The organism is unidentified bacterial endosymbiont (assembly GCF_918797525.1).
Taxonomy (GTDB): Bacteria; Pseudomonadota; Gammaproteobacteria; order Enterobacterales; family Enterobacteriaceae; genus Enterobacter.
The window spans coordinates 2,062,599-2,088,964 of sequence record NZ_OU963893.1 but is presented as its reverse complement, the minus strand read 5'-3'; the positions used below and the strand labels follow the sequence as shown (position 1 = coordinate 2,088,964).

Sequence of the window (26,366 nt, the reverse complement as noted above, 5' to 3'; positions counted from 1 at the left end):
CCCGTCCCCTCATCGCGTGATGAGGGGATTTTTTCTTTGAAGCCCAAGAACTCACTATCATGCAGAAGAAATCGATTTATGTGGCCTATACCGGCGGTACCATCGGTATGCAGCGTTCTGAAAATGGCTATATTCCCGTCTCCGGCCACCTGCAGCGTCAGCTTGCGCTAATGCCAGAATTCCATCGCCCGGAGATGCCTGACTTCACCATTCACGAGTATCAACCGCTGATGGACTCTTCCGATATGACGCCAGAAGACTGGCAGCATATCGCAGATGATATTAAAGCCCATTATGACCATTACGATGGTTTCGTGATCCTGCATGGTACTGACACCATGGCGTTTACCGCCTCGGCCCTCTCCTTCATGCTGGAGAACCTCGGCAAGCCGGTGATCGTCACCGGTTCGCAAATCCCGCTGGCGGAACTGCGCTCTGACGGGCAGATTAATTTGCTGAACTCGCTGTATGTGGCGGCTAATTACCCGATCAACGAAGTCTCGTTGTTTTTCAACAATCGTCTGTATCGCGGCAACCGCACAACGAAAGCGCACGCCGATGGTTTTGATGCCTTTGCCTCACCGAACCTGCAACCGCTGCTGGAAGCGGGGATCCATATTCGTCGTCTGGGCACCCCGCCTGCTCCCAATACGGCAGGCGAGCTGGTTGTTCATCCTATCACCCCGCAGCCGATTGGCGTGGTGACGATCTACCCGGGCATTTCCGCCGACGTGGTGCGTAACTTCCTGCGCCAGCCGGTAAAAGCGCTCATTTTGCGCTCATACGGCGTCGGTAACGCGCCGCAGAACGGTGAGTTCCTGAAGGAGCTTCAGGCCGCGAGCGAGCGAGGGATTGTGGTGGTGAACCTGACACAGTGCATGTCTGGCAAGGTCAATATGGGCGGTTATGCCACCGGGAACGCGCTGGCGCATGCCGGTGTCATTAGCGGTTTCGATATGACCGTCGAGGCAACGCTGACTAAACTTCACTATTTACTGAGTCAGAACCTCGATATTCAGTCTATTCGCCGCGCCATGATGCAAAATCTGCGCGGTGAACTGACCCCGGACGAATAAGGAGCCCCCATGAAGCAACGCGCCCTGTTACTGGTCGATTTGCAAAATGATTTTTGCGCGGGCGGCGCGCTGGCCGTAGCTGAAGGTGACAGCACGGTTGACGTGGCAAATACGCTGATTGCATGGTGTAAAGCGCGCGGTGAAGCGGTTGTCGCAAGCCAGGACTGGCACCCTGCTGGCCACGGCAGCTTTGCCCGTCTGCAGGGCGTTGAGCCTTATCATCAGGGTGAGCTTAACGGCCTGGCGCAAACCTTCTGGCCCGATCACTGCGTGCAACAGACGCCGGGCGCAGAGCTGCACCCGCTGCTGGAACAGAAAGCCATCGATGCCGTGTTTTATAAAGGGGAAAACCCGGCGATCGACAGCTATAGCGCCTTTTTCGATAACGGACATCGACAGCAAACGGCGCTGGATGGATGGTTACGTCACCGTGAGATCACAGAGTTGATTGTGCTGGGTCTGGCCACTGACTACTGCGTCAAGTTTAGCGTGCTGGATGCGCTAAAACTGGGTTATACCGTCAACGTCATCACCGACGGCTGCCGCGGAGTGAATATCCAACCGCAGGACAGCGCCCTGGCGTTTATGGGCATGGCCAGCGAGGGCGCTACGCTCTATACGCTCGAAGACTGGCTGGAAACGCAGGCGTAGTTTTTTATGCCGGGTGATGAAAACGCTTACCCGGCTATTCCCCGCGCAATCCCCATACAGTGAACTCCCTCGCATCGTAGGCGAAACGGTAATGTTATTCTCTTCAGGCTTTTTTTCGCCACGCCTTTCTGTGGCGTGGTTATTTTTAATTAGTCAAAGAGGAACATGTATGAAACGTTTGCCCATGTTGGCAGTATTACCCCTGTTTTGCACCTCAATCGCTTGCGCCAGTAGCCTGATGTCTGTGGGTTATTTTAACGGCGGTGGCGATGTCACTGCCGGGCCGGGTGGCGATATTAATTCACTCGACGTGCGTCAGATAACCCACCTGAACTACTCGTTCGGCCTGGTGTATAACAATGAGAAGGACGAAACCAACGCCACGCTGAAAGATCCGGCGAAGCTGCATCAAATCTGGCTGTCGCCAAAAGTGGCGTCCGACCTCGCCTTAATCCCGACCCTGCGTAAACAAAATCCGAATCTGAAAGTACTCCTCTCCGTCGGCGGCTGGGGGGCGCGTGGTTTTTCAGGGGCGGCTGCTACCAAAGAGACGCGCGCGGTGTTCATCCGCTCAGCACAGGCGATCGTCGATAAATACGCGCTGGACGGAATCGACCTTGACTGGGAGTATCCGGTAAACGGTGCCTGGGGGCTGGTCGCCAGTCAGCCTGCGGACCGGGATAACTTCACCGCCCTGCTAAAAGAGATGCGCGACGCTTTCGGCCATAAAAAGCTGGTCACCATTGCCGTCGGCGCGAATGCACAAAGTCCTAAAAGCTGGGTGGATGTTAAGGCGATCGCGCCGCTGCTCGACTATATCAACCTGATGACCTACGACATGGCCTACGGCACTCAGTACTTTAATTCAAACCTGTATGACTCCAGCGCCTGGCCAACCGTTGCCGCAGCGGATAAATACAGCGTCGATTTTGTGGTCAACAACTATCTTGCCGCCGGACTTAAGCCGCAGCAAATGAACCTCGGGATCGGTTTCTACGGCCGCGTGCCGAAACGTTCAGTAGAGCCAGGCATCGACTGGACGAAAGCCGATGCACAAAAAAATCCAGTCACGCAGCCTTACTTTGGCCCGCAGGAGATTGGCCTCTTTAAATCGCTCGGCTATGACCTGACCAAAGATACCTACGTGAAGTACAACGATATTGTCGCGAAGCTGTTACACGACCCGCAGAAGCGCTTTACCGGGCACTGGGATGAACAGGCGAAAGTACCGTGGCTGTCGGTGAAGTCTGCTGACGGTAAAACGCTGTTTGCCCTCTCTTACGAAAACCCGCGCTCCGTGGCTATTAAAGCGGACTACATCAAACAGAAAGGCCTTGCCGGGGCAATGTTTTGGGAATATGGCGCAGATGACAACAACCAGTTAGCGAAACAACTGGCGAATTCGCTGGGAATTAAACACTAAACCTGCTGTGCCGGGTAGCGCCAGCGCTTACCCGGCCGACTTAACGCGATTACGATTTAAAGGTGGCAATCGGCTTTGGCGTGATACCAAAATCGTCTTTCAGTTCGCGCTTACTCTTCATCACCATCTGGCCCTGTGTATCAATAGTCATATGCTGGGCATCAGTGTTGTTGCGTGCCTGCCACAACATGACCAGCTGTAAACTGTTCTCTTTTTGCGCCGGGGTGAGCGCTACGCCATCCGGCCATTTCCCCAGCTCAACCGCCGTCACCAGACGCTGATAAACGTCTAATGTCATGCCATTCATCATGTCATCAATATTCATTATCCCACCCTTTCAAAGGAATAATTTGCTGAATCGTTTTTTCAACCTTTTGTCTGGTCGCCGTTTTCATCATCGGTGAAGCTCATCGATGCTGAGTTCACGCAGAAACGCTCGCCGGTTGGCTTGGGGCCATCCGGGAAGACGTGGCCAAGGTGAGCATCACACTTGCCGCAGCGAATCTCCGTGCGGACCATGCCGTAGGAGGCGTCATTCAGATAGCGGATCGCTTCATCGCTCACTGGCTCGTAAAAACTCGGCCAGCCGCAGCCAGCATCGAATTTCGTGTGCGAACTGAACAGCGGTGCATCACACACGAGGCAATGGTAAACACCGTCCCGCTTATTGTGCAGCAATCGTCCGGTAAACGGCGGTTCAGTCCCGTGGTTCTGGGTTACGTAAAACTGCATTTCGGTGAGGTTTTTTTTCAAATCATCAGGGTTACGTTGGTTCGACATATGCTTACATCTCGCTGTAGAAACAGACATCTTTTAACCCAGATTCTAACAAAACATTAACACCAGCGCGTGCACTTTTGTTCTAAACTTATGTGTCGCAAAGAGGCGGTCAGGCAATTGTGAACTTATTCACACTTTTCTCCTGAGGGCCCTTTAAAATTCTGGGCGCAGCCCCCATGTGGTTGCTAGCTCAAAGGGAAAGTGAGGCGAGTCAGTCGCAAAAACGTTAGTCACAGGATTGATTTGTCGCAATGATTGACACGATTCCGCTTGACGCTGCGTAAGGTTTTTGTAATTTTACAGGCAACCTTTTATTCACTAACAAATAGCTGGTGGAATATATGACTATCAAAGTAGGTATCAACGGTTTTGGCCGTATCGGCCGTATTGTTTTCCGTGCTGCTCAGGAACGTTCTGACATCGAAATCGTTGGTATCAACGATCTGTTGGACGCTGAATATATGGCGTACATGCTGAAGTACGACTCAACTCACGGTCGTTTCAACGGCACCGTTGAAGTGAAAGACGGCCACCTGGTTGTTAACGGTAAAACCATCCGCGTTACTGCTGAGAAAGACCCAGCTAACCTGAAGTGGAACGAAATCGGTGTTGACGTTGTAGCTGAAGCTACCGGCATCTTCCTGACTGACGAAACCGCGCGCAAACACATCACTGCGGGTGCGAAGAAAGTTGTTCTGACCGGTCCTTCCAAAGACAACACGCCTATGTTCGTTAAAGGCGCTAACTTCGAAAAATACGCGGGCCAGGACATCGTTTCTAACGCATCCTGCACCACTAACTGCCTGGCACCGCTGGCTAAAGTTATCAACGATAACTTCGGTATCGTTGAAGGCCTGATGACCACCGTTCACGCAACTACCGCGACTCAGAAAACCGTTGATGGCCCGTCTCACAAAGACTGGCGCGGCGGCCGTGGCGCAGCTCAGAACATCATCCCATCTTCTACCGGCGCGGCTAAAGCTGTAGGCGTGGTTCTGCCAGAGCTGAACGGTAAACTGACGGGTATGGCGTTCCGCGTTCCTACTCCTAACGTATCCGTTGTGGACCTGACCGTTCGTCTGGAAAAAGCTGCTTCTTATGAAGAAATTAAGAAAGCAATCAAAGCTGCTTCCGAAGGCGCAATGAAAGGCGTTCTGGGTTACACCGAAGACGACGTTGTGTCTACCGATTTCAACGGCGAAATCTGCACGTCAGTATTCGATGCTAAAGCGGGTATCGCACTGAACGACAACTTCGTTAAACTGGTTTCCTGGTACGACAACGAAACGGGTTATTCTAACAAAGTACTGGACCTGATCGCTCACATCTCTAAATAAGTTGAGATGAGAAATTGATCCAATAAGGCGACCTCGGTCGCCTTTTTTATTGCTTCAAGACAGAGGATTGCTTAATGATTAATAAAATTTTTGCACTTCCGGTAGTCGAACAACTTACCCCGGTGCTCTCTCGCCGTCAGATTGATGGTACCGATATTATCGTCGTTGATCACCCGCGTGTGAAAGCCTCCGTTGCGTTGAACGGTGCCCACCTGCTCTCCTGGAAACCAGAAGGCGAAGAAGAGGGTTTGTGGCTAAGCGATGCAACCTCTTTCAAACAAGGGGCGGCGATCCGTGGCGGCGTACCGATTTGCTGGCCGTGGTTTGGCCCGGCGGCGCAACAGGGTTTGCCTTCACACGGTTTTGCTCGTAACCAACAGTGGACGCTAAAAGCGCACAATGAAGATGATAACGGTGCGGTGCTGACCTTTGAGCTACAGGCAAACGATGAAACCCGCGCCCTTTGGCCGCACGAGTTCACCCTCTACGCCCGCTTTAAACTGGCTAAAACCTGCGAAATTGAACTGGAAGCGCACGGTGAATTTGAAACGTCTTCCGCCCTGCACACCTATTTCAACGTGGGTGATATCCAGGCGGTGAAAGTAAGCGGGCTTGGCGATACCTTTATCGATAAAGTAGATAACGCCAAAGAAGGGAAACTGAGCGACGGCGTGCAGACCTTCCCTGACCGCACCGACCGCGTGTATCTGCACCCGGAAGCCTGCAGCATGATTAACGACAGCGCATTGAACCGTGGTATCGAAGTGGTTCACCATCATCACAGCAATGTCGTGGGCTGGAACCCAGGCCCGGCGCTCTCTGTCAGTATGGCAGACATTCCTGACGACGGTTATAAAACTTTTGTCTGTGTGGAAACCGCCTGTGTGACTGAGCGGCAGAAAACGAGCGAAGAAAAACCGTCACGCTTAGGGCAGACAATTAAGATTGTGAAGCGCTAAAGACAGGGCTCCCCGCCCACCGGGGTGAGGGGATAGACGGCGCTGGCATTGTGATGAGGGGCAATCTCATTGACCACGGGATGGTTCATGAGCCCGGTACGCAAGCGTCCGGCCTGCGACCGCAGGCAGTGCATTCACCTCGGTTTGACGTAGACTCGCCTTTTCACCCATGTACCAGGTGCCTTGTCCAATGGCGGGCAGCGGACGTGTTCCGGAAAACGTGACGCTTTTTATGCTCATATGACTCTCCTGTGTTCTTGCGTCAGGCTAAAGCAAAAAGGGGCGCAAGCGCCCCTTTAAAATGCACCGATTACACTGTAACAATGCACAATCAGAATTTGTAGGTTACACCTACAGAGAAAAGCCCGGACCAGGATTTATCGACCATCGGGCTATCTTTCACTTCATCGCTCAGACGGGTATAACGCCCCGTGCCGTAGACATTCCAGTCTCCGAGGAAGTTGTAGCTCGCGGTCAGCTCCAGGTACGGATCCCAGCCATCATCAGCGCTGTAGCTTTTCAGACCACTGCGGCGTGACTCGTTTCTGGAAACGCCATAATAGTAGTCGTTATAGTTTTCGCTACTGTAATTAACACCAATGCCTGGCGTCAGAGTGAATGCGCCAGTGGTGTAACGATAAAGCCATGCCAGATCCCAGACGAAACCGTTGCTGTTATCCAGCGTGTCCGCTGCCAGTGCGGTACGCAGGAAACCATACTGAGTGTTGTGGACATATGACAGGCCGGCCATCAACGAGCCACGGCGTTTGTCAAGCTGACGCAGTGCGTTGCTGTCGCTATCGCCCGGTTTGAAGAACGTAGGATCATAATACGCCATGACAGAAAGCTTATCCGTCGTATCGTTCCACAGATAATAGCCGCCACCGAGGCCGCGGAACCAGAAGTTATCGCCTTCATAGGTGACAACCGGAACGGGATAGACATCACGGTCATACTGTTTGTACGGGCTGTTGATCACACCAACGCCCGCGCCGACGGTCCACTGATTTGCCGCCTGAGCGGTGCTAACTGCGGTTGCGGCAAGTACGGCCAATGCCAGAAGTTTGAGTTTGGTCACAATCCATTCTTTCCTGTAGTCAAATAATCAGCGAGTGAAGTGTAACCGCCATTCTCGTCGATCCCAAAATTTTTTGACTACTACTGCGTATGATAAATCTCCGATGAAAGAACAATGGGCTTACGGCTTAACTGTAGTGGTCATCAGACCCCGGAAGAAGCGTTCCATTGGACTATTCTTCCAGCCATACCAGCAGTTTCCACGCCGACTCATACACTACCCGATCCGGTATCGCCACAGTAACTGCGTTTACCTTCAGGCAGACACCAGCGGAACAGCTTCTGACCTTGCCCTATCAGCCGGTACTGGATTTCGCCGCTGAGCTTGCCGTGATTCGGGTCTTGTCCATGTTCGGGCTGTCTTCAAACAGGCTACGACACTCCTCCCTGATGGCCTCCGCCTCTGCTTTAGTGTATTCAAAAATCATCCGGCAGTATGCCACCGCGCGTTTCCCTAATAGCAGTACTCCGACTCCGCTGGCTTGCCATTATTCTGTACCCTTAGTGACTGTCTGCAATTTAACTCAAACTCCCCCCTAATGGGATAGATTCTAAATCTCATTAAACAAAGAACAAGCCTCAGCATTTTTATGATGCCTCCTGGATTAAATGCATCTGGTAAGCAGGCTTTTCGAAATATAAGACCTTTAAATAAGCCTAAAGGCTAACTTTGCATCAGTGCCTGACAACACCATCCAAACCGGGACACGTTTTTTCCGCATGAAATACGGTATTTATCGTATGACTTGTACACACGAACTTTGGTTTAATTAGCGATTCTTATATTTCAGTGAGGAATAAAATGACACTTTGCATCGGAAATAGTTTCTCCTCTGTGCATATTAGTACTAAAAGGTTGAATGATATAGATAACAATATGCATCTTCCGAAAGTGAGTGCGCAGGAGAAAATTAAAGAATTCTTCTCTTATGCTCATCAAGCAGAGGCTCTGCAATGCATCTGTAATCTCTTTCATCACCAGGAACTCAATTTAACGCCAGAGCAAATTAACAAGACGTTTATCAGGCTACAGGAATTAGCACCCCCAGGATATAAAGAGCTCTTCAGTGTCATCAATCAAGATTCTCAGAGTAAGTTCATCCTCAAAGGAGTGAAAGGTGAAGTGCTTCTTTCTCTTGATATTTCTTCCGATATCGTCTCTGAACAAACGAAACGCTATGAAGGAAATTACTTCCGGCTAGCCCAAGAAATCGACAAGTTATATCCACGCACTCTTAATGTTTCTTTAGATTCCATTGACAGGATAGTTGTTTTCGGCGATAGTCTTTCTGATTCCAGGGGGCGAATGTTCGAAAAAACATACCATATTTTCCCTTCCTCTAGTCAATATTACGACGGTAGGTTTACCAACGGATTTGTCTGGAGTGAGTTTCTCTCATCCCCAACATTTTTGAATAAAAAAATCCTTAATCTTGCTGAAGGGGGGAGCACTTCCGCAAGTTATTCATGTTTTAACATTATCGGGGATTTTTTGTCGAATATTGATAAACAAACAAAATGTTACTCACCGTCAAAAACCGATCTACCTATTTTTTTATTAGGCGCTAATGACTATATAACACTGCACAAACAGAATGTACTGAAAGTCGTAGAACAACAAATTAAAGACATTGATAAAATATTATCTCAGGGTGTTAAAAATGTTCTTGTAATGGGGGTTCCTGATTTATCTGCAACGCCTTATGAACGACTTCGCACAGATAAAGAAAAAATGAAAGATGCAACTACAGCCCACAACGCATTATTAGCTGAAAAGGTCATCGAATTAACAAAACGATACCCAACCCAAAAAATATTATACTTTGATACATGCTCAGCGTTTAATAAAATAACAGAAATAGCTGATGAAATGGGCTATAACACAATTAAGCCTTATACTGAGCATGGCTATATACATCTGGAAGGTAAAGAACCTGAATTGAATACCCATCCGGAATATCTCTTTAATGATAAAGTTCATCCTACCCAGGAAGTCCATTATTCTTTCGCCGCTATTCTTCAGCGTTTTATAATCAACAATTTTAGTGCGGTTAATCCTACCAAACTCAACCAGTAGCGCCAACTCCCTCATGCGGAGCCACATTCAGCAGTTGAATTAACTAATCACAGTGAGTTTTAATGATTGACATATTATTCTCGATATTTTAAGGCCGTATTCAAAAAGTTGAAAATTAGACTCACTGTTTTATGGATATTGTATTTCGTCCCCTATCCGGAAGCGTTTTACAGGCAGTCCCCACCAACGGTGACGCGATATTCGATAATTTGTCGTCAGGGTAATATAGAGCACTGGGGCGGCTACATTCCCGTCACTGACGGTCGCTTCTATATCAGTCATGTCCCGGCACGAGATGGTGTGTTGATGAAGGCATTACTGCGCGTAGCGCCTGAATTATATCCTTTGTGGGTTTGGCTGCGCTTTACCAGCACACAGACGGGTAATCATGCAATGGCATCACAGTCAGAAAGGCTGTGACAGGCATATGTCAAACTGACACGCCCCACCTGTCCTTTAGAACAGTTTTTTTTCCACCCATTTTGTCTATACTAAAAAAAACCTGACCACAGAGCTCCCGTCATAAAGCTTAGCGGTCAGGCGGTCAAAGACCATCCAATCACTTACATACATGCGGTACTATATAAGAACTGAAGCAGCTTGTACAGAATGCAAGCTGCACCCAGACAGAACGTTAAAAAAAGACCAACATCTCTACGTTCCATTTTACCTCTTGCCATTTATGACTTAAATATCAGCAATGTAAAGTTGCTTAACAAAAGGTGTTTATTTCTTTTCCTCTCTCCATTTATGCACTCTCAGCAGTGTTAAAGCTCATCATAGTCATCACAGGTACACTACGGCGTAAAATCTCAGGCCACACCGGCACGTAGTTCCATAGTCGCGCTGCGCGCGTTTTAACGCTGTGTGGCACCCGTACCGTCGCATTCTGCAGGTCATTCAATGGCTCCAGCCGTTTTATTGCCGCTGCCGTACGATTCCAGACATCTGTGATGAGGAAACCTGAATGATTTACAATATTCTGTGTCATGCAGTACATAACGCCAGTTAACCAGCATCATCCGAGAAAAATAGCGGCCAATTTAATATAAATAAATTTTTTGTTCTGATTTAATTTCAGTAAAACAATATCCATCTTCACTCGACAGACATGGAAATACATTCCCGGGTTTCAGCAATGAGGGCGCGCTGGCCAGCCCAGAAACAATTAAATTTCGTTTTGTTGCTTGATTATGTTTATAAAAAATCACTTTTATCCGTCACTCTGTTTTTCTCCTTTGCGTTCATAGCCGCTAATGCCGCTGACGGAACCATTACCGTTAACGGGTAAATCACTGCCACTGGATGTGAAATCACCATGACCGACCAGATGCAGGCCTTTTCTCCGGGAACCGTCGCTGCAAGCACATTGAGGGGAGCGACAACCCGCCCTGCTTCATTCCGTATCAGTCTGGAAAAATGCCCGACAGCATCAACTGAAATGGTTTACTGAATTTGGCCACCTGAACGACGAGATAGGCGATGCAGTGAAATAACTATGAGTGCGTCAGCCCTGCCCTATTTGAGGAGAGCCACATCCTGCAAAAATATCCCGAGATTAGATTAAGGAGATATATTAGCATTTTTGAATACAGAAAACCCCACATGCTCAATGAAAATTCTGGCATTAACGAACTTATCAGAATTTATATCTAAGTAAGTAGTTAAAGATGTTCATTGGTCGTCCAGACCGTTTCCCTCCTGAACTTGATGAATGCTTGAAACACGTTCATAACAAATAGGACGGAGCAGATTTTTTATCCCGTTGAAGAATTACGCTAAAAGTGCTGATTCGCAAATGTTCCCAGATTATACAAAAGGACGGCATGCCATGAATATATTCGATCACTATCGCCAGCGCTATGAAGCTGCCAAGGACGAAGAGTTCACACTGCAGGAGTTTCTTACCATTTGTCGGCAAGATCGCAGTGCCTATGCCAATGCGGCAGAACGGCTATTGATGGCTATTGGAGAGCCAAACATGGTCGACACTGCCCTGCAACCCCGGCTTTCCCGTCTCTTTTCGAATCGCGTGGTTGCCCGATATCCGGCTTTTGAAGAGTTTTATGGCATGGAAGATGCCATCGAACAAATAGTCTCCTATCTGAAGCATGCCGCTCAGGGCCTGGAAGAGAAGAAACAGATCCTCTATTTACTGGGCCCGGTGGGTGGCGGTAAATCATCGCTGGCCGAACGCCTGAAAGCGCTTATGCAACGTGTCCCTATTTACGTGCTGAGCGCCAATGGCGAGCGTAGCCCGGTGAATGACCATCCGCTGTGCCTGTTCAACCCGCAGGAAGATGGACAAATTCTCGATAAAGAGTTTGGCATTCCGCACCGCTATCTTGGCACCATCATGTCTCCGTGGGCCGCGAAGCGCCTGCATGAGTTTGGCGGCGATATCACCAAATTCCGCGTCGTTAAGGTATGGCCGTCGATTCTGGAACAGATTGCCATCGCCAAAACCGAACCGGGTGATGAAAATAACCAGGATATCTCGGCGCTGGTCGGTAAGGTCGATATTCGTAAGCTGGAACACCACGCGCAGAATGACCCGGATGCCTATGGCTATTCTGGCGCACTGTGCCGCGCCAACCAGGGGGTAATGGAGTTCGTCGAGATGTTTAAAGCACCGATTAAGGTGCTGCATCCCCTGCTGACCGCGACCCAGGAAGGGAATTACAACGGCACGGAAGGTATCTCCGCCCTGCCGTTCAACGGGATCATCCTCGCTCACTCGAACGAGTCAGAATGGGTCACCTTCCGTAATAACAAAAACAATGAGGCCTTCCTTGACCGTGTGTACATCGTCAAAGTGCCTTATTGCCTGCGGATCTCCGAAGAGATCAAAATTTACGAAAAACTGCTCAACCACAGTGAACTGGTACATGCGCCTTGCGCGCCTGGCACGCTGGAAACGTTGTCGCGGTTCTCTATTCTATCGCGCCTGAAAGAGCCGGAAAACTCCAGCATCTACTCTAAAATGCGAGTCTATGACGGTGAAAGCCTGAAAGATACCGATCCGAAAGCGAAGTCTTATCAGGAATATCGGGACTACGCTGGTGTCGATGAAGGGATGAACGGTCTCTCCACGCGTTTCGCGTTTAAGATCCTCTCCCGCGTATTTAACTTTGACCACGCGGAAGTGGCCGCAAACCCGGTTCACCTGTTCTACGTGCTGGAACAGCAGATTGAACGTGAGCAGTTCCCGCAAGAGCAGGCTGAGCGCTACCTTGAATTCCTCAAGGGCTACCTGATCCCGAAATACGCCGAGTTCATTGGTAAAGAGATCCAGACCGCGTATCTGGAATCCTATTCGGAATACGGGCAAAACATTTTTGACCGTTACGTCACCTATGCCGACTTTTGGATCCAGGATCAGGAGTACCGCGACCCGGACACCGGCCAGCTATTTGACCGTGAATCCCTGAACGCGGAGCTGGAAAAAATAGAGAAACCTGCCGGGATCAGTAATCCGAAAGATTTTCGAAATGAGATTGTGAACTTTGTCCTGCGTGCCAGAGCACACAACAACGGGCGTAACCCGAACTGGACCAGCTATGAAAAACTGCGCACGGTTATTGAGAAGAAAATGTTCTCTAATACCGAAGAGCTGTTGCCGGTTATTTCGTTTAATGCCAAAACCTCAACCGATGAGCAGAAAAAGCACGACGATTTTGTCGACCGTATGATGGAAAAAGGCTATACCCGCAAGCAGGTTCGCCTGCTGTGCGAATGGTATCTGCGTGTACGTAAATCGTCTTAACCAACGGCCCCTTCGTTGGGGCCTGCAATAACATACCGTAGGCCGGACAGGCATAGCACATCCGGCATTACACGCGCACCATTCAGTTGGCAAATGCAGTACGGGGGGTATATGACCTGGTTTATTGACCGGCGTCTTAACGGCAAAAACAAGAGCACGGTAAATCGCCAGCGCTTCTTGCGTCGTTACAAAGCGCAAATTAAACAGTCGATCTCCGAGGCCATCAACAAACGTTCGGTGACCGACGTCGACAGCGGCGAATCAGTCTCCATCCCGACCGATGACATCAGCGAACCGATGTTCCATCAGGGGCGTGGGGGCCTGCGCCATCGCGTACACCCAGGCAACGATCACTTCGTTCAAAACGACAGAATCGAGCGGCCGCAAGGCGGTAGCGGCGGTTCCGGAAGCGGTCAAGGACAGGCCAGCCAGGACGGTGAAGGGCAAGATGAATTCGTCTTTCAGATCTCTAAAGATGAGTATCTCGACCTGCTGTTCGAGGATCTGGCTCTGCCTAATTTGAAAAAGAACCAGCATCGTCAGCTCAACGAGTATAAAACCCATCGCGCAGGCTATACCGCCAACGGTGTGCCCGCCAACATCAGCGTTGTGCGTTCATTACAGAACTCGCTGGCGCGGCGTACCGCCATGACCGCAGGCAAACGGCGAGCGCTACACGAGCTGGAATCCAGCCTTAAAGTGGTGGAAAACACCGAACCGGCGCAACTACTGGAAGAAGAGCGCCTGAGAAAAGAGATCGCCGAATTACGCGCGAAAATCGACAGGGTGCCCTTTATCGACACCTTTGACCTGCGTTACAGGAACTACGAAAAACGTCCGGAGCCTTCCAGCCAGGCGGTCATGTTCTGTCTGATGGATGTTTCAGGCTCAATGGACCAGGCCACCAAAGATATGGCGAAACGTTTTTATATTCTGCTGTATCTGTTCCTGAGCAGAACCTATAAGAATGTGGAAGTGGTATATATTCGCCACCATACGCAGGCAAAAGAAGTGGATGAACATGAATTCTTCTACTCGCAGGAGACCGGTGGGACCATCGTATCCAGCGCCCTGAAGCTAATGGATGAGGTGGTGAAAGAACGCTATGACCCTGCGCAGTGGAACATCTATGCCGCGCAGGCTTCTGATGGCGACAACTGGGCAGATGACTCCCCGCTGTGTCACGACATTCTGGCGAAGAAAATTCTGCCGGTGGTGCGTTACTACAGCTATATTGAAATTACGCGGCGTGCCCACCAGACGCTGTGGCGCGAATATGAACATCTGCAGGCAACGTTTGATAACTTTGCAATGCAGCATATCCGCGATCAGGACGATATCTATCCGGTGTTCCGGGAACTGTTCCACAAGCAAAGCTCAATAGCATCAAATTAAACCTTAAAAATCAGCCTGTTAAACATGTTTTTCTGGCTGATTTATTTACTTTCCAAAGTTTAATTTTCACCATTTTTTTCATTCACTTAGTTTTTATTTTGGGGAATGCTATTTTGTGAGAATTGGCTATGCAAGAATCCATTGATTTTTAGTGTGGCCTGCATGGGGTGGCGTAGGGCGGAGGTTCAAATCCTCTCGGATGCCAGTGAGAATGCATACGACAGGCGGCGGTTTCTTGAGAAACTCTACTTCATCATTTTCTTTTGAAGCTTATCACAGATACTAATTACCAGTATATCAATTACCTTCCTTCTTTAGGCGGATGTAAATCTGAAATTGATAATCAATATCACAGCCTAATGATTATCATAAACTATTAAGGTTTTCGCCTTATTTAATACAATAATATATACCTTTACTATTCTTTGTTTCTACTGATGGATCTTGAATATGTTACAAAGTAACTCAGATATTATAGCCTCTTCTAACACTCATAATAGCTCATTCGAAAATATAATAGGTAATACTTCAGATCTTTCATGCTTTAATGATTTTGTCGATTTCTTACAGAAAATAACCACAGAAAAAAATAATATTCTCGAATATAGGAAAATTCATGATTTAATATTTGAAAAATACACGCCAGGCCTTCATGATATAGTTGGAGAGAATTTCAAGCCTATTTTAGGAGCTGTCAAGATACTAGACTTAATTAAAGAAGAACTTAGAGATGCGATTAAAGTTTCAATACTCTCACTAGGCAATGAGTATCATAAAATAAATATGAGCATCTACAATAAAAACCTCGTTGAAAATGTTATTTCAAATGAAGAACTCGCTTTTCTCGAAAAAGTGCTAGTCAATAGTAACAACGGAGCTATAAAATATTCTATAAAAGGTGATAACAATTTAACGTTTGAAAAAATCTTCCTCAATTCTTATAAAGAATATGCGAAAAAGAATTTAGAAAATGTGATGCATGAAATTATTTTTAACGTAAATGATATAATTATGTTTTCATCAACTCGTGATATAGACCAAGCTCATAAAAAAGGTCTGCCAGTACCCGTTGATGACCCATCGTTCATGAGTCACCACGAATTTATCCTAGAGACTCGCAGTATCAAAAATGATCATGAGACTTTCGGCGTAAATATTCATTATGCATTGAAATATAATGTGGGAAACTGTCATGAAATGGCTGTACTGACAGCAGTACTCTTAAAATCCATTCTTGAAAAAAGAATTTGCTCAATGAATTTAAATGCTAACGTTTGTAAGAATATTGAAGTATCTTATTTCTCAACACCATACACCGGCGATGAAGAATATGTAGAAGGATGCGATCATGCCGTAGTTAACGTAAGTTTTAATTGTTTCGGGGAAAATTCAAACTATATTTTGGATTCATGGGCTAAGGATTTATTTTCGTACCAGTGTGATGATGACATAAAGAAAAAATACAGTGGAGACTCTTGCTTCACTAATAAAAATATTATACTGAGATCAAACTCAAATGTAACAAGAATTATTAATGATGAAAGTTATATATCAAAAATAAAAAAAGATTTATACGAGATACACAAGGTAAACCTTGATAACGCTAGCTTTACGGACCCCTTTAAACATGAAAGAGAAAGAAGAGAGCTAGCGTTGAAAAATATATTTTCCCTTCCTCCTGCAACGCCTAAACCATTGTCATAATTCCAGCACTGTCAAAGTAAAAGAATTAAGGCTTATCACAGAATTACCATCAAAAATATAACAAGCCTCTTACAATAAACCAACAGCAAGACTGGTAGCGTCATGGCTCCCAGTTTTATAAAAAAGAATTTTCATTAGGCATTTGCAAAAATATCATTGTCAAATATGCTACATTCTATAAAAGTAGCATCCTGAATCAGAGTTTCGGATTTTTAGGCCAAATTGTTGGTAAAATTATCAACACCGAAAAGGATTAAGTCAAAAAACATATCATATCAATATTGATAAGTAATTTATTTATCCTATAAGTAAGATTAACGAGACGACTCTGAAATTAAATTTCAGATAATGCTTTACGGCATATTAAGGCGTAGATCTATCCATCTTCCCTCAGGAATATCAATTGGATCACCAGCAACAACCATAGCTGTTTCAACATCAAAACGGCGGCGGAAAACCGATACAGTCAGCACTCCATCACCAGCGGTCGCGATATCAACGAAACACAGGAAATTGCCGTTGATATCCTGGGGGATCTCCACAGTCCACCCTTCAGGGTTAAGGCCGCGACTCCCTTCGATGCAATAAATCCCTTCTGCAACTCTCGATGCAGTTACGCCCTCTGCCTCATCATTGCATTCAACCTGACCATTTCCAAAAAGTTTTATTACAGGAGATGCTCGCTTGATGAAGCCGTTGGTATCAACAGTAGTATTTCCTTTCATCCACACTTTGCGCCACTGAGGTGTGGCTGTAGTGCTCAAGTTCTCGCTGATAGGGCTCCTAATATTCGTCTAAAGGATGTAGACACAAAACTCATTGCAACAATTATTGATGAATATAAGTCTGAAGGTCTGGAATGGAAAAAGTTAGTAATCTAACGGTATGTAGAAATCAGAGATGTTTCCTTATCTCTGATTACTGCGGCATGCGTTTTGGGGAGTATTTTTGGGGATGATTTGGGGAATAAAATTTCCCATTAAAATACAAATAGTTGCAATACTGCGAATTGCTCCACAAGCAATCTGCCACCCGCAATGCCTGACCCAACAGCCAGCCTCATCGCTGGCTGTTTTCTCTCTTGCTCAACGGCCCCCCGTATCGTGGGTGACTTATCGCAGAGGATTGAACTGACGGCAGGCAATATAGTCAGCCCTTTTTTTCAAGAATAAGCACCGACGCGACCAGAACAATCGCGATGGTTAAAAATGATGAGGAGATAACCAGCGTTTCAACAGACATTTGATCGTGCATGATATGGCCTCTTCTGCCCCGTTTACCCTGTTTTACCCTCGCATAATGACAATGACATGACACCGTCTGGTCAGCCAGATGAATATCTTACGCGCTGAAACGATTCGTGAAAAATAACCCTACCGCAGCACCACCCTAAATATTCCCAGCAGAATGTTACCAGTATCACTGGCAAAGAGTTTCAGTAATCCTGATGCCAAATATCGCAATTATTAATAGCCGTCAGAGGGTTAATCCTATTTAAATGTATTTCGCTACCTATTATCTCGGCAGCGCCAGCTATTATGCGGGATGATTACACATAAACTGGTCGACCAATCTTTGGCAAACGCCCAAAAGTAGAGGATTTTTTTATAAAAGCCTGCTTACTCACGCGTTTGCGCGTAAAGTAAGCAGGCTTACTTTTTCTGGCAAGGATCCCGTCATGCTCGACCCAACTCTGCTTATACTTCTGGCCCTGGCAGCACTGGGCTTTATCAGTCATAACACTACCGTCGCCATCTCCATTCTGGTGCTGATTATTGTCCGCGTGACGCCGTTAAACACCTTCTTCCCGTGGATAGAAAAACAGGGTCTCACCATCGGGATTATCATTCTGACTATCGGGGTGATGGCCCCGATTGCCAGCGGCACGTTACCCGCGTCCACGCTGCTGCACTCGTTCATGAACTGGAAGTCGCTCATTGCTATTGCGGTGGGGATTTTTGTCTCATGGCTTGGCGGGCGCGGCGTAACCCTGATGAGTAGCCAGCCCACGCTGGTGGCTGGCCTGCTGGTGGGGACCGTACTCGGCGTGGCGCTGTTCCGTGGGGTGCCCGTTGGCCCGCTGATCGCCGCCGGACTGGTGTCGCTGTTCATCGGGAAGTCATAGTCAGGCTGGCGATATAGCGTGCTGGCGTCTGCCCCAGCCCCTTCTTGAACATGGTGATAAATGCAGTGGTAGAGTCATACCCCAGTGACTGTGCCACCTGCGAAACCGACTTACCGCTAATCAACAATTGCAAAGCCACAATCAGCTGCAGCTGGTGACGCCAGCGACGAAAGCTTAACCCAGTCTCTTTCACCACCAGCCGTGCCAGGTTGCGCTCACTCATGGCAAAGTGGCTCGCCCATTGCGCCAGCGTCTGCCAGGCCGCAGGCTCTTCCGCCATTTTCTCACTCATGAGTCGGATTTTGGGGTGCAGAGAGACGGGGAGCTGTAAATGTTCCTGACGCTGTTGCGGCAGTTCATCAAAAAGAACGCTGACCAGGCGCGAAGTGGCGGCATCAAGGAGCCGATCGCGTGATTTATCCGCCAGGGACAGAATAAGCTCTCGCACCAGCGGGGATATTTTTAACGTGCAGCAGCGTTCGGGTAAACGGACCGCGCCAGGTTCAATAAACAAAAAACACAATTGCGCCCCGGGTGTTGCTTTATTGCTGTGCGGCATCTTTCCTGGGATCCACACCGCGTACTGCGGCGGCACCATCAGCATGGCATTTTCTACATCACAGGTGATTGCGCCGCCAAGGGCCAGGATGAGCTGGCCTTTACGGTGTTGATGCAGCGGAATATGCTGCTCTTGTGCCACGACGCGGATGCGAAACGCCACCGCCGCGTCATGCTGGCTATCGGGATCGTAGCCTTCGAGTCCCAGACCGATCATCAGGTTGTCCGATATTAGCGATAAACTGTCATTTTAGCGTGATTTAAACGCGGTTAAAAATCGGTATTGTGTGCGCTCGCTTGAACGTAAGAGAACATAATGACTACAGCTAATCGAACTTCAGGAAAACACGGCGCGCTGTTGATTGCAGGCATCCTGATGATTGCCACAACGCTTCGCGTCACCTTTACCGGGGCTGCCCCGCTGCTCGAAACAATTCGTCAGGATTATGGGTTAAGCACCGCGCAAACCGGCCTGCTGACTACCCTGCCCTTATTGGCTTTCGCGCTTATTTCGCCGCTCACCGCGGGTTTTGCCCGGCGGTTTGGCATGGAACGCAGCCTGTTCATCGCCCTGCTGATCATCTGCGCCGGGATTGCGATTCGCTCCCTGCCTTCGGCGACGTTGCTGTTTTCAGGTACGGCGATAATCGGCTGTGGTATCGCGCTGGGTAATGTGCTGTTACCCGGGCTCATCAAGCGGGACTTCCCAGGTCAGGTGGCAAAACTGACCGGCGCCTATTCCCTGACGATGGGCACCTCCGCCGCGCTCGGCTCAGCGCTGATTGTCCCCCTGGCGCTCGGTGATGCCGGTTGGCACGGTGCCTTACTGATGCTGATGGTCTTCCCGCTGATCGCCCTTCTGCTGTGGCTACCGCAGTGGCGTCAGGCTCCTGCCGCGACGGTGACCGGAGCGGGCGCGCTGCACAATCGCGCTATCTGGCGCTCTGCCCTCGCCTGGCAGGTAACGCTCTTTTTAGGGATCAATTCACTGATTTATTACGTGATTGTCGGCTGGCTACCGGCTATTTTGCTCAGCCACGGCTACAGTGAAACGCAGGCTGGCTCTATGCATGGCCTGTTACAGCTGGCTACCGCCGTACCGGGCCTCGCCGTTCCGCTGGTCCTCCATCGGTTGAAAGATCAGCGAGGGATCGCGGGCATTGTCGCGTTGATGTGCGCAGTAAGCGCGGCAGGCTACTGGTTCGCACCGGGGATGGCTGTGGTATGGACACTGGTGTTTGGTTTTGGCTCAGGGGCGACGATGATCCTCGGCCTGACGTTTATCGGGCTACGTGCCAGCTCCGCGCATCAGGCGGCAGCCTTATCCGGCATGGCTCAGTCAATTGGTTATCTGCTGGCTGCCTGTGGGCCACCGTTGATGGGCAAAATTCACGATACGACGGCAGACTGGCGTATCCCGCTAATGACGTGCGCGCTGGCCTCAATCATCATGGCCCTGTGCGGTATGCTTGCCGGGCGTGACCGGGAAATCACACCCCGTTAATCGCATGGCAGACCGAAGATCTGCCTTTTTTTACCCGCGCGCGGCGCGCAGCATCGCCTGCGCCAGCACCACCGGACGCCCATCCAGGGCAGCACGTTCGTGCTGGAATAAGGTGATCACAAAGAAGGGATGGGTGATCAGTTCTGCCGCGCGGATTTCGCCGCGATTGTCCCAGCCGGTGACACGCATATCGCCCGTTTCCAGCACCTGTGCAAATTCCGGCGACACGCCATAGTTGCAGTGATATCCCTCTTCAATTTCAGGCCTGCCATAGGCTTTGGCAATAAAAGTGTTCTTGCGAAGCTCAATAGCGTCGGTTTTTTCCACCAGCGAGCAGGTCAGTGGCGCGATAACCATTCTGCCCTCTTTGTCCGTTTCTGCGTGCGCGGCATCCTTCCAGCCCAGCACATTGCGAGCATACTCAATCAACGCGTGCTGGAACCCGCCACAGGTTCCCAGGAAAGGCGTACTGTTTTCGCGTGCGTAACGAGCAGCAATAAATGCCGCCGCCGTATTTTTATAAGGGCTTGCAGGAACCAGCCAGATGGCGTCGTATCCCACCAGGTCTTCGGGGCTGGTCAGTTCTGGGGTAGCAAGCCAGTCGTAGTCGGCGGTGAGTTCCAGTACAGCCGCAGCGTCATCGAGAGCCAAAGGGATTGCCTGATGCGCAATGACATCGGGATTGTAATCGCCAACCAGGGCAATGCGTAACGTCGTTTTAGCCGGGAGGTGTTCCATGAAAGGTTCCTTATGCCAGAGTATTTTCAGATAACATAAGGAACCTCAAACTACCGATGTTTTGTCATTATCACAATACGCTAAATTGGGTGGGGAAAGTGAGGTGTTAACGTAATACGGCGCAAATTCATGCGCCACCGGCAATCAACTGAGCATTAGCTCATCGTGCGTTTGTGATGCCTCATCCGGCGTAATCGGCAGCAGATGTTCCGGGCGCACAAATGCAAAGCCATGCTGATTATCAAACGCGTAAATATCGCCCGTCACCAGCCAAAGCGCACGATCCGCAGTGGCTGGTAACTGGGTCATTATGCCATTCACCGGATTGACGAAACGCTGGCCGGGCTGGCAAAGACCAAACAACTCGACTGATTTACCGATGTTACGACGGCCTGCCATCGTACGAGCGCCAACGATAATCGCCATGCAGCCCGGTTTTAACTGAAACATACTTCTCTCGCGGGTGATGTAGCCAGATTTAACTAAGAATATTCCTAAAGAGAAGTGTAACGCAATTAACCTGATGCTGTCACCTGGCAGGTTGGGGGCGATCGCGACGGTAGAGTTCCCATTCATCGATCACTTCACCGCCCGGTAACTTACACTCGGTGCGAACGCCTTGCGGACTTTGAACTGGGATCTGCTCCCCCCCTTTTTGCAGACAATAAACGGAAGCCGGGTTAGCCATGCCGATCGCGCGTGGGTGCGGTGGCGCATCAGGGGGCGTTGTTTTGCTAACGCAGGCGGCAAGGGGCAGCGCCAGCGCCAGAAGCAGTAATCTCATTTTCGTGCTCCTTGTGACATTAATGAAATCTTAGGGTAACGGTTCAGCGCCGCTTTCTCCATGATTTCTCCATCATACCTGCACTTTTCAACACTATAGTGCGGATGTTCTCGATATGACCAGAGAGCATCATTCCGTAATCAAGATGTCTTTGCCCCGTTCTCAACAACGGGGCTTTTTTCGCTCGCGCTTTCCGTTGCACAATTTTGTTTTCCCTGGTCCGTCATCTTAAGCGCAATGCAATTTTGCCTTTATCGATCGTCACGATGGCGATGAATCCACGCAGATTACTCTGCTGAAAACGCGCCTCAGCGCCCGAATTGCCGGAGACTAAAGCAAAACACGCTTTCTCCCGGCGGATTAACCCCGTACACTCTCCGGCATGATGTAAACGCAAAAAGGTGATGACATGAGAATAGGGATCATTTTCCCGGTCGTTATTTTTATAACGGCGGTGGTATTTTTAGCATGGTTTGTTGTCGGCGGTTACGCTGCACCGGGGGCATAAATGAGAAAAACGACCGTCATTATGTTAATCGTGGCCGTTGTGGCCCTTGCCGGAACGCAATTTGGCTGGTGGTAATGCTTGAACGTAAAAAGGCCGCCATCAGGCAGCCTTTTTCAACACTAAATACTCTTAGCTTTTGATTTTTCTGTAGATAAACAGAACAACCAGCGCACCTATCACCGCGACGGCAAAGCTGCCAAAGTTGAATCCATCAACTCTGCCGAAACCCAGCAACGTACTGATCCAGCCGCCGACCACAGCGCCGACAATACCCAGTATCACGGTAACGATAAACCCGCCGCCATCTTTGCCTGGCATGATCCACTTCGCCAGAATCCCCGCAATCAGCCCAAAGATAATCCAGGATAAAATTCCCATAACGTTCCTCTCTGTATGGTTTTTGTCATTAAATCAACGACACAAAAAAGGATAGCACAGGATCCGCGAAAGGAAATTTGTGATAAGCATCACAATGCCCAACCGATCGTTTATTAACCGTAAAAAAAAACGTTCCACATGAAACGTGGGGTTGCATGTTCACTTGAGAAAGATTATCTTTCTCAATACTGAATAGTTGAGCAAAATGCTCAGGTATTCAGTACGACATTGCTCACATTGCTTCCAGTATTTCTTGCCCACTTCCAGGTGGGCTTTTTTTTGGTTTCTCTACGTGATTGTCCCGCGCCGTGATGCCGGTCTGGCGTCATTTTCTTCGGTGGTGTTCGCCCTCTCACACATCTCGGTTCGCCTTTACGAAGATCGCTACGAGGCGAGCTGGCAAACGTACTGCAGGCCCAACATACAGAGCCTGAGCAGGGTAGGAGCAGATAAACGTTACTCGTTTCCCCATTGATTCAAAAAGTTCGCGATATCATCAATGCGCTGCGCGTTGATACCAGCTTCTTCAGCCATCTCTTTTTGTGCTTCTTCACTGATCTCTTCGTTGTTGGTCAGACGAGTAAGCAGCAACTGAAAATAATGCGCCAGACCGTCACGCTCTGTTTCAGCCACGGGGTGTTCCGTTTCCGTCGAATATTCATCAACGATGTCATAAAATTTAAGCGGGATTGAGTTGTTCATGGAGATTTCTCGTCTGAATGTCGATGACTTAGGCGTCGAGTATACCTAATTGCATAAAAAAACGGGAAACATTCACTCCCCCGGACAGCCTGTAGGTATTCTTTATTATCCTCATCCGATACGACGAATTGCCCCGTACAGTACGGGGCAACCTGGAGTGACACGGCTTAGGGTTTGATAACCTCAATGTCTACATACTGCGAAGCGTATTCAGGCAACATTGCTCGCAATGTTTCAATATTGGTCTCAACAAAGACACCACTAACCGGTACTAACGCTCCACTCTCAACGAACCGGTTTTCGGCACACAAAAATTGATCGGCCGAGAACGTTCTGGCTGGCGAAGTAATAAAGGCTTCAGTTGCTTCGCGGTTGATAAACTCGTTAGCGAACACCAGATAGTTTTCTACTCTGATGGCCTCCACTTCACTGTCCACGAAGTTTTGCCAGTAGCTAATAATGCCATCATCAAGATAGTTATTGAAAATGTAGGTATCTTGCATAATTAACCATTGATCGGCGACAGTATTATAGGGTCGCGCGTTAAACGAGGTGCCCAGTAGATAGTTACCGGCAAACACAAGACCTTTTGCATTACGGAATTTCAACTGTCCAGAGGGATGGTCTCCAGGCCAGCCGGCAAAATAGTTCTGAACAACTTCAACCTGGTCATACTGCTTAATATAAATGTTATGGTCGCGCTGAATATCTTCTTCACCGGTTGCCGGATTATAGAGAAACATTTCCTTGCTACCTGTGAAGAAGTTTTTACGGAACACCCCTTTCCTGAGGTTACTGGTAGAATACCAGCCAGCAACAAAATCTCCCTGCGCATCGTCAAACGTCATCAAACCTGCTTCACGACGTTCCAGCAGAGTGGCGAGGATAGCTTGCGTTTCTCCATCAATCCAGGGTGTCGCCGCGTCGATATCGGTCACGGAGCCAAGGAAGTTTTGTTCAACAACCAGCCCAGGAGCATTACCGTATGTGCTTAGCCCTACACCGGCATACCCCCGGCCGCGCATGAATACGTTGCCCTTAATAACATAGGCATTTGTTGAACAGGTGAGCTGGGCCATATCCGTGGCCGTTACGGTATTGATGAAAACGTTATAACTCACATTAATATTGGTTTTACGTCCGTAGAAATGCACGCGAGCGTTATCAAAAATAATATTTCTGATGCTTAAATTTGTGACCGTGTTTTCGTAAGTGGCATCCCCAAACATCACAGCATTACCACTTGCGGAAATACCCCTGAATACCGTTCCGCTCATTGCTCCCCTTAGCGAATTGTGAGACTTCATGATTGCATCTTTGGAGGTGAGATAAACGCCTTCAGGGAAGTAGATACCCTTTTGCATAGCGTGGCTTTTATCAAATAGTGCGTCCAGTTTCTCAGCGAGATCTTCCCCTGTGTCCGGGCAAACGCCTTCATTCGGAGCATAGAGGTATTGGGACAAGTCAACAGCGCTATCAGATTTTACATCAGTCATAGTACATCCTTACGTTTATTCCTGGCATTGAATAGCCTGAAACTTGATGTTGACATCAAGCTTCAGGACTCGGATTAACACTGTGTCTCCATCGCTGACCTTCTTAATTGCAGCTACTGGCGCAAACCTGGGCGAGACATCGTGATAATCATGATAAAGCATGGACGACAATTGCCCTTTAAAGGAGGCTAATTTTGTAAATTTTTCAAAGAGCAGGCATCTGGTATTCCTGTCCTGACAGATATCGACTCGCAATTTTATCCAGCTGAGTAGCGAATTCATCCGGAGAAATCCGCCCTTTTTCTTTACATATTTCGCCCACTTCGTGTGAAATCTTTTTTTCCACATATTGCTTGAAGTAAACTTGTTGTTTTTTGTTAAAAAAAACATGTGGAATTTTATGTTGAACATTTGAAATAACAGGGGTTACGAATGGGTTTGCTCCTGCGCCTGCTGGAATAAAGGTATTATTATTATCTACTTTACCCTCAAGCCCCGCCTGCTGCGCAGCATGCCCAATTTCCTTAAGGTAACCTGAAATATCTTTGTCGTTTGACATCATATCCCTGCAAACGAAATCTTTCTTGTTGCTATAGACTGAGGCCAGCACAGCATCGATCGACTGCCTGGCAAAAACGGGATCTTTTTTCGCCTTTCCAGTTAAATCTAGTTCTTTCAGTTTTTGGGAGATTAACTCTCTCGTGACTTTAGAATCAATCACAGTTTTCCTGAGGTTGTCATGAGATGAATTAAAATAACCAGAATTATTTTTTTGGGATGATCGTTTAAAAATTATCATTTTAAGCTTAGCGCTACTATTTACTACACTCTTCAACATCTTCGTTAAAGTGGTATTAATCGTCTTTTTTTTAGTTTTAACACCGTTCAATTTTACCTCAGCGTGCGTTCTGACGGTGTTTGGGTATGATGTTACTTTAGTCATAGCAGACCTCCATTTTGAAAGATATTTATCTTTATACTGAATTGCGTAACAGTAATATCTAAAAACGCTCAGAGCCATCAATGGAGCAGAATAGACCGAAATGACCCGCACCATTACACAGCTTTGCCAGCGGCTCTCATGCTCGTTGAATGGCTCTATTCCCTTAAAAGAAATGGCGCGGGTACAGAGCGACGGGAGTGTAAGCTTGCAGCATGCCTAAGTATTGAGACAGGCCTATAAGACCAACCAATATACTCAACAGCATGTTATAGGTATTGTTAATGTAAATAGGGTTACTGTGGTTTCCTCCCTACAGCGCGATGTTGATATGTAAAGTTAATACGCTATAGCATATTCATGGTTGGTTTTCGGCCTTGCGATAGTT

General features: G+C 48.3%; 26 protein-coding genes and 3 pseudogenes. 12 read left to right on the top strand and 17 right to left on the bottom strand.

What is annotated here, in order from left to right:
• The first annotated feature begins 59 nt into the window (after nt 1–59).
• The 3 genes from ansA to chiD all read left to right on the top strand — a co-directional run bounded on the left by ansA (nt 60) and on the right by chiD (nt 3,150).
• Nucleotides 60–1,076, top strand: coding sequence for an asparaginase (gene ansA, locus NL510_RS09935; protein ID WP_253384148.1), 1,017 nt, complete (start codon nt 60–62; stop codon nt 1,074–1,076).
• Nucleotides 1,077–1,085: 9 nt separating this feature from the next.
• On the top strand, nt 1,086–1,727 hold the full coding sequence (gene pncA / locus NL510_RS09930; protein WP_253384146.1) for a bifunctional nicotinamidase/pyrazinamidase: 642 nt from the start codon (nt 1,086–1,088) through the stop codon (nt 1,725–1,727).
• Between the two features lie 169 nt (nt 1,728–1,896).
• The gene (chiD, locus tag NL510_RS09925) at nt 1,897–3,150 is read left to right on the top strand and encodes a chitinase ChiD (protein ID WP_253384144.1); all 1,254 of its coding nucleotides are present in this window, start codon (nt 1,897–1,899) and stop codon (nt 3,148–3,150) included.
• A gap of 49 nt (nt 3,151–3,199) precedes the next feature.
• On the opposite strand, the gene NL510_RS09920 is transcribed toward chiD, so the two are convergent.
• Both NL510_RS09920 and msrB read right to left on the bottom strand, forming a co-directional pair.
• Nucleotides 3,200–3,475, bottom strand: a complete 276-nt coding sequence (locus tag NL510_RS09920; protein ID WP_253384142.1) for a YeaC family protein — start codon at nt 3,473–3,475, stop codon at nt 3,200–3,202.
• A gap of 41 nt (nt 3,476–3,516) precedes the next feature.
• The gene (gene msrB / locus NL510_RS09915) at nt 3,517–3,930 is read right to left on the bottom strand and encodes a peptide-methionine (R)-S-oxide reductase MsrB (protein WP_253384140.1); all 414 of its coding nucleotides are present in this window, start codon (nt 3,928–3,930) and stop codon (nt 3,517–3,519) included.
• 341 nt (nt 3,931–4,271) lie between these two features.
• On the opposite strand from msrB, the gene gapA reads away from it, so the two are divergent.
• Together gapA and NL510_RS09905 are read left to right on the top strand one after the other, a co-directional pair.
• Nucleotides 4,272–5,267 carry a glyceraldehyde-3-phosphate dehydrogenase gene (gapA, locus tag NL510_RS09910; RefSeq protein WP_119934614.1) on the top strand — a complete coding sequence of 332 codons (996 nt, stop codon included), beginning with the start codon at nt 4,272–4,274 and terminating at the stop codon, nt 5,265–5,267.
• A gap of 74 nt (nt 5,268–5,341) precedes the next feature.
• On the top strand, nt 5,342–6,226 hold the full coding sequence (locus NL510_RS09905) for a D-hexose-6-phosphate mutarotase (RefSeq protein ID WP_253384138.1): 885 nt from the start codon (nt 5,342–5,344) through the stop codon (nt 6,224–6,226).
• A 38-nt stretch (nt 6,227–6,264) separates the two neighbouring features.
• Here NL510_RS09905 and NL510_RS23005 read toward each other — a convergent pair.
• The 5 genes and pseudogenes from NL510_RS23005 to NL510_RS22800 all read right to left on the bottom strand — a co-directional run.
• A pseudogene (locus tag NL510_RS23005) lies at nt 6,265–6,345 on the bottom strand (hypothetical protein); the annotation flags it as partial.
• A 1-nt stretch (nt 6,346) separates the two neighbouring features.
• Nucleotides 6,347–6,466: pseudogene (locus NL510_RS09900) on the bottom strand (aldo/keto reductase); the annotation flags it as partial.
• A gap of 91 nt (nt 6,467–6,557) precedes the next feature.
• Nucleotides 6,558–7,304, bottom strand: coding sequence for a MipA/OmpV family protein (locus tag NL510_RS09895; RefSeq protein ID WP_253384136.1), 747 nt, complete (start codon nt 7,302–7,304; stop codon nt 6,558–6,560).
• 251 nt (nt 7,305–7,555) lie between these two features.
• A pseudogene (locus NL510_RS23000) lies at nt 7,556–7,639 on the bottom strand (reverse transcriptase); the annotation flags it as partial.
• Entirely contained in the window at nt 7,600–7,731 is a 132-nt protein-coding gene (locus tag NL510_RS22800; RefSeq protein WP_301308598.1) for a hypothetical protein, read from the bottom strand. The gene NL510_RS22800 and the pseudogene NL510_RS23000, both read right to left, overlap by 40 nt.
• A 374-nt stretch (nt 7,732–8,105) precedes the next feature.
• Here NL510_RS22800 and NL510_RS09890 point away from each other — a divergent pair, with 374 nt between their 5' ends.
• The 4 genes from NL510_RS09890 to NL510_RS09875 all read left to right on the top strand — a co-directional run bounded on the left by NL510_RS09890 (nt 8,106) and on the right by NL510_RS09875 (nt 16,245).
• On the top strand, nt 8,106–9,380 hold the full coding sequence (locus NL510_RS09890) for a type III secretion system effector (RefSeq protein ID WP_253384134.1): 1,275 nt from the start codon (nt 8,106–8,108) through the stop codon (nt 9,378–9,380).
• Between the two features lie 1,831 nt (nt 9,381–11,211).
• Nucleotides 11,212–13,146, top strand: a complete 1,935-nt coding sequence (gene yeaG / locus NL510_RS09885; RefSeq protein ID WP_253384132.1) for a protein kinase YeaG — start codon at nt 11,212–11,214, stop codon at nt 13,144–13,146.
• A 111-nt stretch (nt 13,147–13,257) separates the two neighbouring features.
• The gene (locus NL510_RS09880) at nt 13,258–14,541 is read left to right on the top strand and encodes a YeaH/YhbH family protein (protein ID WP_253384130.1); all 1,284 of its coding nucleotides are present in this window, start codon (nt 13,258–13,260) and stop codon (nt 14,539–14,541) included.
• Between the two features lie 450 nt (nt 14,542–14,991).
• The gene (locus NL510_RS09875) at nt 14,992–16,245 is read left to right on the top strand and encodes a hypothetical protein (protein ID WP_253384128.1); all 1,254 of its coding nucleotides are present in this window, start codon (nt 14,992–14,994) and stop codon (nt 16,243–16,245) included.
• A gap of 353 nt (nt 16,246–16,598) precedes the next feature.
• On the opposite strand, the gene NL510_RS09870 is transcribed toward NL510_RS09875, so the two are convergent.
• On the bottom strand, nt 16,599–16,970 hold the full coding sequence (locus NL510_RS09870; protein WP_253384126.1) for a phage tail fiber protein: 372 nt from the start codon (nt 16,968–16,970) through the stop codon (nt 16,599–16,601).
• 424 nt (nt 16,971–17,394) lie between these two features.
• A complete protein-coding gene (gene yoaI, locus NL510_RS09865; RefSeq protein WP_253384125.1) occupies nt 17,395–17,499 on the bottom strand; it encodes a small membrane protein YoaI in 105 nt (34 codons plus the stop codon).
• A 424-nt stretch (nt 17,500–17,923) separates the two neighbouring features.
• On the opposite strand from yoaI, the gene NL510_RS09860 reads away from it, so the two are divergent.
• Complete coding sequence (locus tag NL510_RS09860) at nt 17,924–18,370, top strand: DUF441 domain-containing protein (RefSeq protein ID WP_253384123.1); 447 nt, start codon at nt 17,924–17,926, stop codon at nt 18,368–18,370.
• Here NL510_RS09860 and NL510_RS09855 read toward each other — a convergent pair.
• Complete coding sequence (locus NL510_RS09855) at nt 18,354–19,145, bottom strand: AraC family transcriptional regulator (protein ID WP_301308597.1); 792 nt, start codon at nt 19,143–19,145, stop codon at nt 18,354–18,356. The two genes, NL510_RS09860 and NL510_RS09855, sit on opposite strands and share 17 nt — an antisense overlap.
• A 99-nt stretch (nt 19,146–19,244) precedes the next feature.
• Here NL510_RS09855 and NL510_RS09850 point away from each other — a divergent pair, with 99 nt between their 5' ends.
• Complete coding sequence (locus NL510_RS09850) at nt 19,245–20,432, top strand: CynX/NimT family MFS transporter (RefSeq protein WP_253384121.1); 1,188 nt, start codon at nt 19,245–19,247, stop codon at nt 20,430–20,432.
• A gap of 30 nt (nt 20,433–20,462) precedes the next feature.
• On the opposite strand, the gene NL510_RS09845 is transcribed toward NL510_RS09850, so the two are convergent.
• The 3 genes from NL510_RS09845 to NL510_RS09835 all read right to left on the bottom strand — a co-directional run bounded on the left by NL510_RS09845 (nt 20,463) and on the right by NL510_RS09835 (nt 21,954).
• Nucleotides 20,463–21,170 (bottom strand): CTP synthase C-terminal region-related (seleno)protein, encoded by a 708-nt coding sequence (locus NL510_RS09845; protein ID WP_253384120.1) that lies wholly within the window; start codon nt 21,168–21,170, stop codon nt 20,463–20,465.
• Between the two features lie 144 nt (nt 21,171–21,314).
• Entirely contained in the window at nt 21,315–21,620 is a 306-nt protein-coding gene (locus tag NL510_RS09840) for a hypothetical protein (protein ID WP_253384118.1), read from the bottom strand.
• Between the two features lie 79 nt (nt 21,621–21,699).
• Nucleotides 21,700–21,954, bottom strand: a complete 255-nt coding sequence (locus NL510_RS09835; protein WP_253384116.1) for a putative hemolysin — start codon at nt 21,952–21,954, stop codon at nt 21,700–21,702.
• 409 nt (nt 21,955–22,363) lie between these two features.
• Here NL510_RS09835 and NL510_RS09830 point away from each other — a divergent pair, with 409 nt between their 5' ends.
• Nucleotides 22,364–22,462 (top strand): YoaK family small membrane protein, encoded by a 99-nt coding sequence (locus NL510_RS09830; protein WP_253384114.1) that lies wholly within the window; start codon nt 22,364–22,366, stop codon nt 22,460–22,462.
• A 129-nt stretch (nt 22,463–22,591) separates the two neighbouring features.
• Here NL510_RS09830 and NL510_RS09825 read toward each other — a convergent pair whose 3' ends face one another.
• From NL510_RS09825 to NL510_RS09810, 4 genes are all read right to left on the bottom strand, one after another.
• Nucleotides 22,592–22,840, bottom strand: coding sequence for a GlsB/YeaQ/YmgE family stress response membrane protein (locus NL510_RS09825; RefSeq protein ID WP_253384112.1), 249 nt, complete (start codon nt 22,838–22,840; stop codon nt 22,592–22,594).
• 456 nt (nt 22,841–23,296) lie between these two features.
• Entirely contained in the window at nt 23,297–23,542 is a 246-nt protein-coding gene (locus NL510_RS09820) for a YmjA family protein (protein WP_253384110.1), read from the bottom strand.
• Nucleotides 23,543–23,709: 167 nt separating this feature from the next.
• A complete protein-coding gene (locus NL510_RS09815) occupies nt 23,710–25,038 on the bottom strand; it encodes a glycosyl hydrolase family 28-related protein (protein WP_253384108.1) in 1,329 nt (442 codons plus the stop codon).
• A gap of 205 nt (nt 25,039–25,243) precedes the next feature.
• Nucleotides 25,244–25,981, bottom strand: coding sequence for a hypothetical protein (locus NL510_RS09810; protein WP_253384106.1), 738 nt, complete (start codon nt 25,979–25,981; stop codon nt 25,244–25,246).
• Nucleotides 25,982–26,366 lie beyond the last annotated feature (385 nt).

Coding starts and splice junctions, on each gene's coding strand:
- ansA (WP_253384148.1), top strand. CDS start 60: ATGCAGAAGAAATCGATTTATGTGGCCTATACCGGCGGTACCATCGGT.
- pncA (WP_253384146.1), top strand. CDS start 1,086: ATGAAGCAACGCGCCCTGTTACTGGTCGATTTGCAAAATGATTTTTGC.
- chiD (WP_253384144.1), top strand. CDS start 1,897: ATGAAACGTTTGCCCATGTTGGCAGTATTACCCCTGTTTTGCACCTCA.
- NL510_RS09920 (WP_253384142.1), bottom strand. CDS start 3,475: ATGAATATTGATGACATGATGAATGGCATGACATTAGACGTTTATCAG.
- msrB (WP_253384140.1), bottom strand. CDS start 3,930: ATGTCGAACCAACGTAACCCTGATGATTTGAAAAAAAACCTCACCGAA.
- gapA (WP_119934614.1), top strand. CDS start 4,272: ATGACTATCAAAGTAGGTATCAACGGTTTTGGCCGTATCGGCCGTATT.
- NL510_RS09905 (WP_253384138.1), top strand. CDS start 5,342: ATGATTAATAAAATTTTTGCACTTCCGGTAGTCGAACAACTTACCCCG.
- NL510_RS22800 (WP_301308598.1), bottom strand. CDS start 7,731: ATGATTTTTGAATACACTAAAGCAGAGGCGGAGGCCATCAGGGAGGAG.
- NL510_RS09890 (WP_253384134.1), top strand. CDS start 8,106: ATGACACTTTGCATCGGAAATAGTTTCTCCTCTGTGCATATTAGTACT.
- yeaG (WP_253384132.1), top strand. CDS start 11,212: ATGAATATATTCGATCACTATCGCCAGCGCTATGAAGCTGCCAAGGAC.
- NL510_RS09880 (WP_253384130.1), top strand. CDS start 13,258: ATGACCTGGTTTATTGACCGGCGTCTTAACGGCAAAAACAAGAGCACG.
- NL510_RS09875 (WP_253384128.1), top strand. CDS start 14,992: ATGTTACAAAGTAACTCAGATATTATAGCCTCTTCTAACACTCATAAT.
- NL510_RS09870 (WP_253384126.1), bottom strand. CDS start 16,970: ATGAAAGGAAATACTACTGTTGATACCAACGGCTTCATCAAGCGAGCA.
- yoaI (WP_253384125.1), bottom strand. CDS start 17,499: ATGCACGATCAAATGTCTGTTGAAACGCTGGTTATCTCCTCATCATTT.
- NL510_RS09860 (WP_253384123.1), top strand. CDS start 17,924: ATGCTCGACCCAACTCTGCTTATACTTCTGGCCCTGGCAGCACTGGGC.
- NL510_RS09855 (WP_301308597.1), bottom strand. CDS start 19,145: ATGATCGGTCTGGGACTCGAAGGCTACGATCCCGATAGCCAGCATGAC.
- NL510_RS09850 (WP_253384121.1), top strand. CDS start 19,245: ATGACTACAGCTAATCGAACTTCAGGAAAACACGGCGCGCTGTTGATT.
- NL510_RS09845 (WP_253384120.1), bottom strand. CDS start 21,170: ATGGAACACCTCCCGGCTAAAACGACGTTACGCATTGCCCTGGTTGGC.
- NL510_RS09840 (WP_253384118.1), bottom strand. CDS start 21,620: ATGTTTCAGTTAAAACCGGGCTGCATGGCGATTATCGTTGGCGCTCGT.
- NL510_RS09835 (WP_253384116.1), bottom strand. CDS start 21,954: ATGAGATTACTGCTTCTGGCGCTGGCGCTGCCCCTTGCCGCCTGCGTT.
- NL510_RS09830 (WP_253384114.1), top strand. CDS start 22,364: ATGAGAATAGGGATCATTTTCCCGGTCGTTATTTTTATAACGGCGGTG.
- NL510_RS09825 (WP_253384112.1), bottom strand. CDS start 22,840: ATGGGAATTTTATCCTGGATTATCTTTGGGCTGATTGCGGGGATTCTG.
- NL510_RS09820 (WP_253384110.1), bottom strand. CDS start 23,542: ATGAACAACTCAATCCCGCTTAAATTTTATGACATCGTTGATGAATAT.
- NL510_RS09815 (WP_253384108.1), bottom strand. CDS start 25,038: ATGACTGATGTAAAATCTGATAGCGCTGTTGACTTGTCCCAATACCTC.
- NL510_RS09810 (WP_253384106.1), bottom strand. CDS start 25,981: ATGACTAAAGTAACATCATACCCAAACACCGTCAGAACGCACGCTGAG.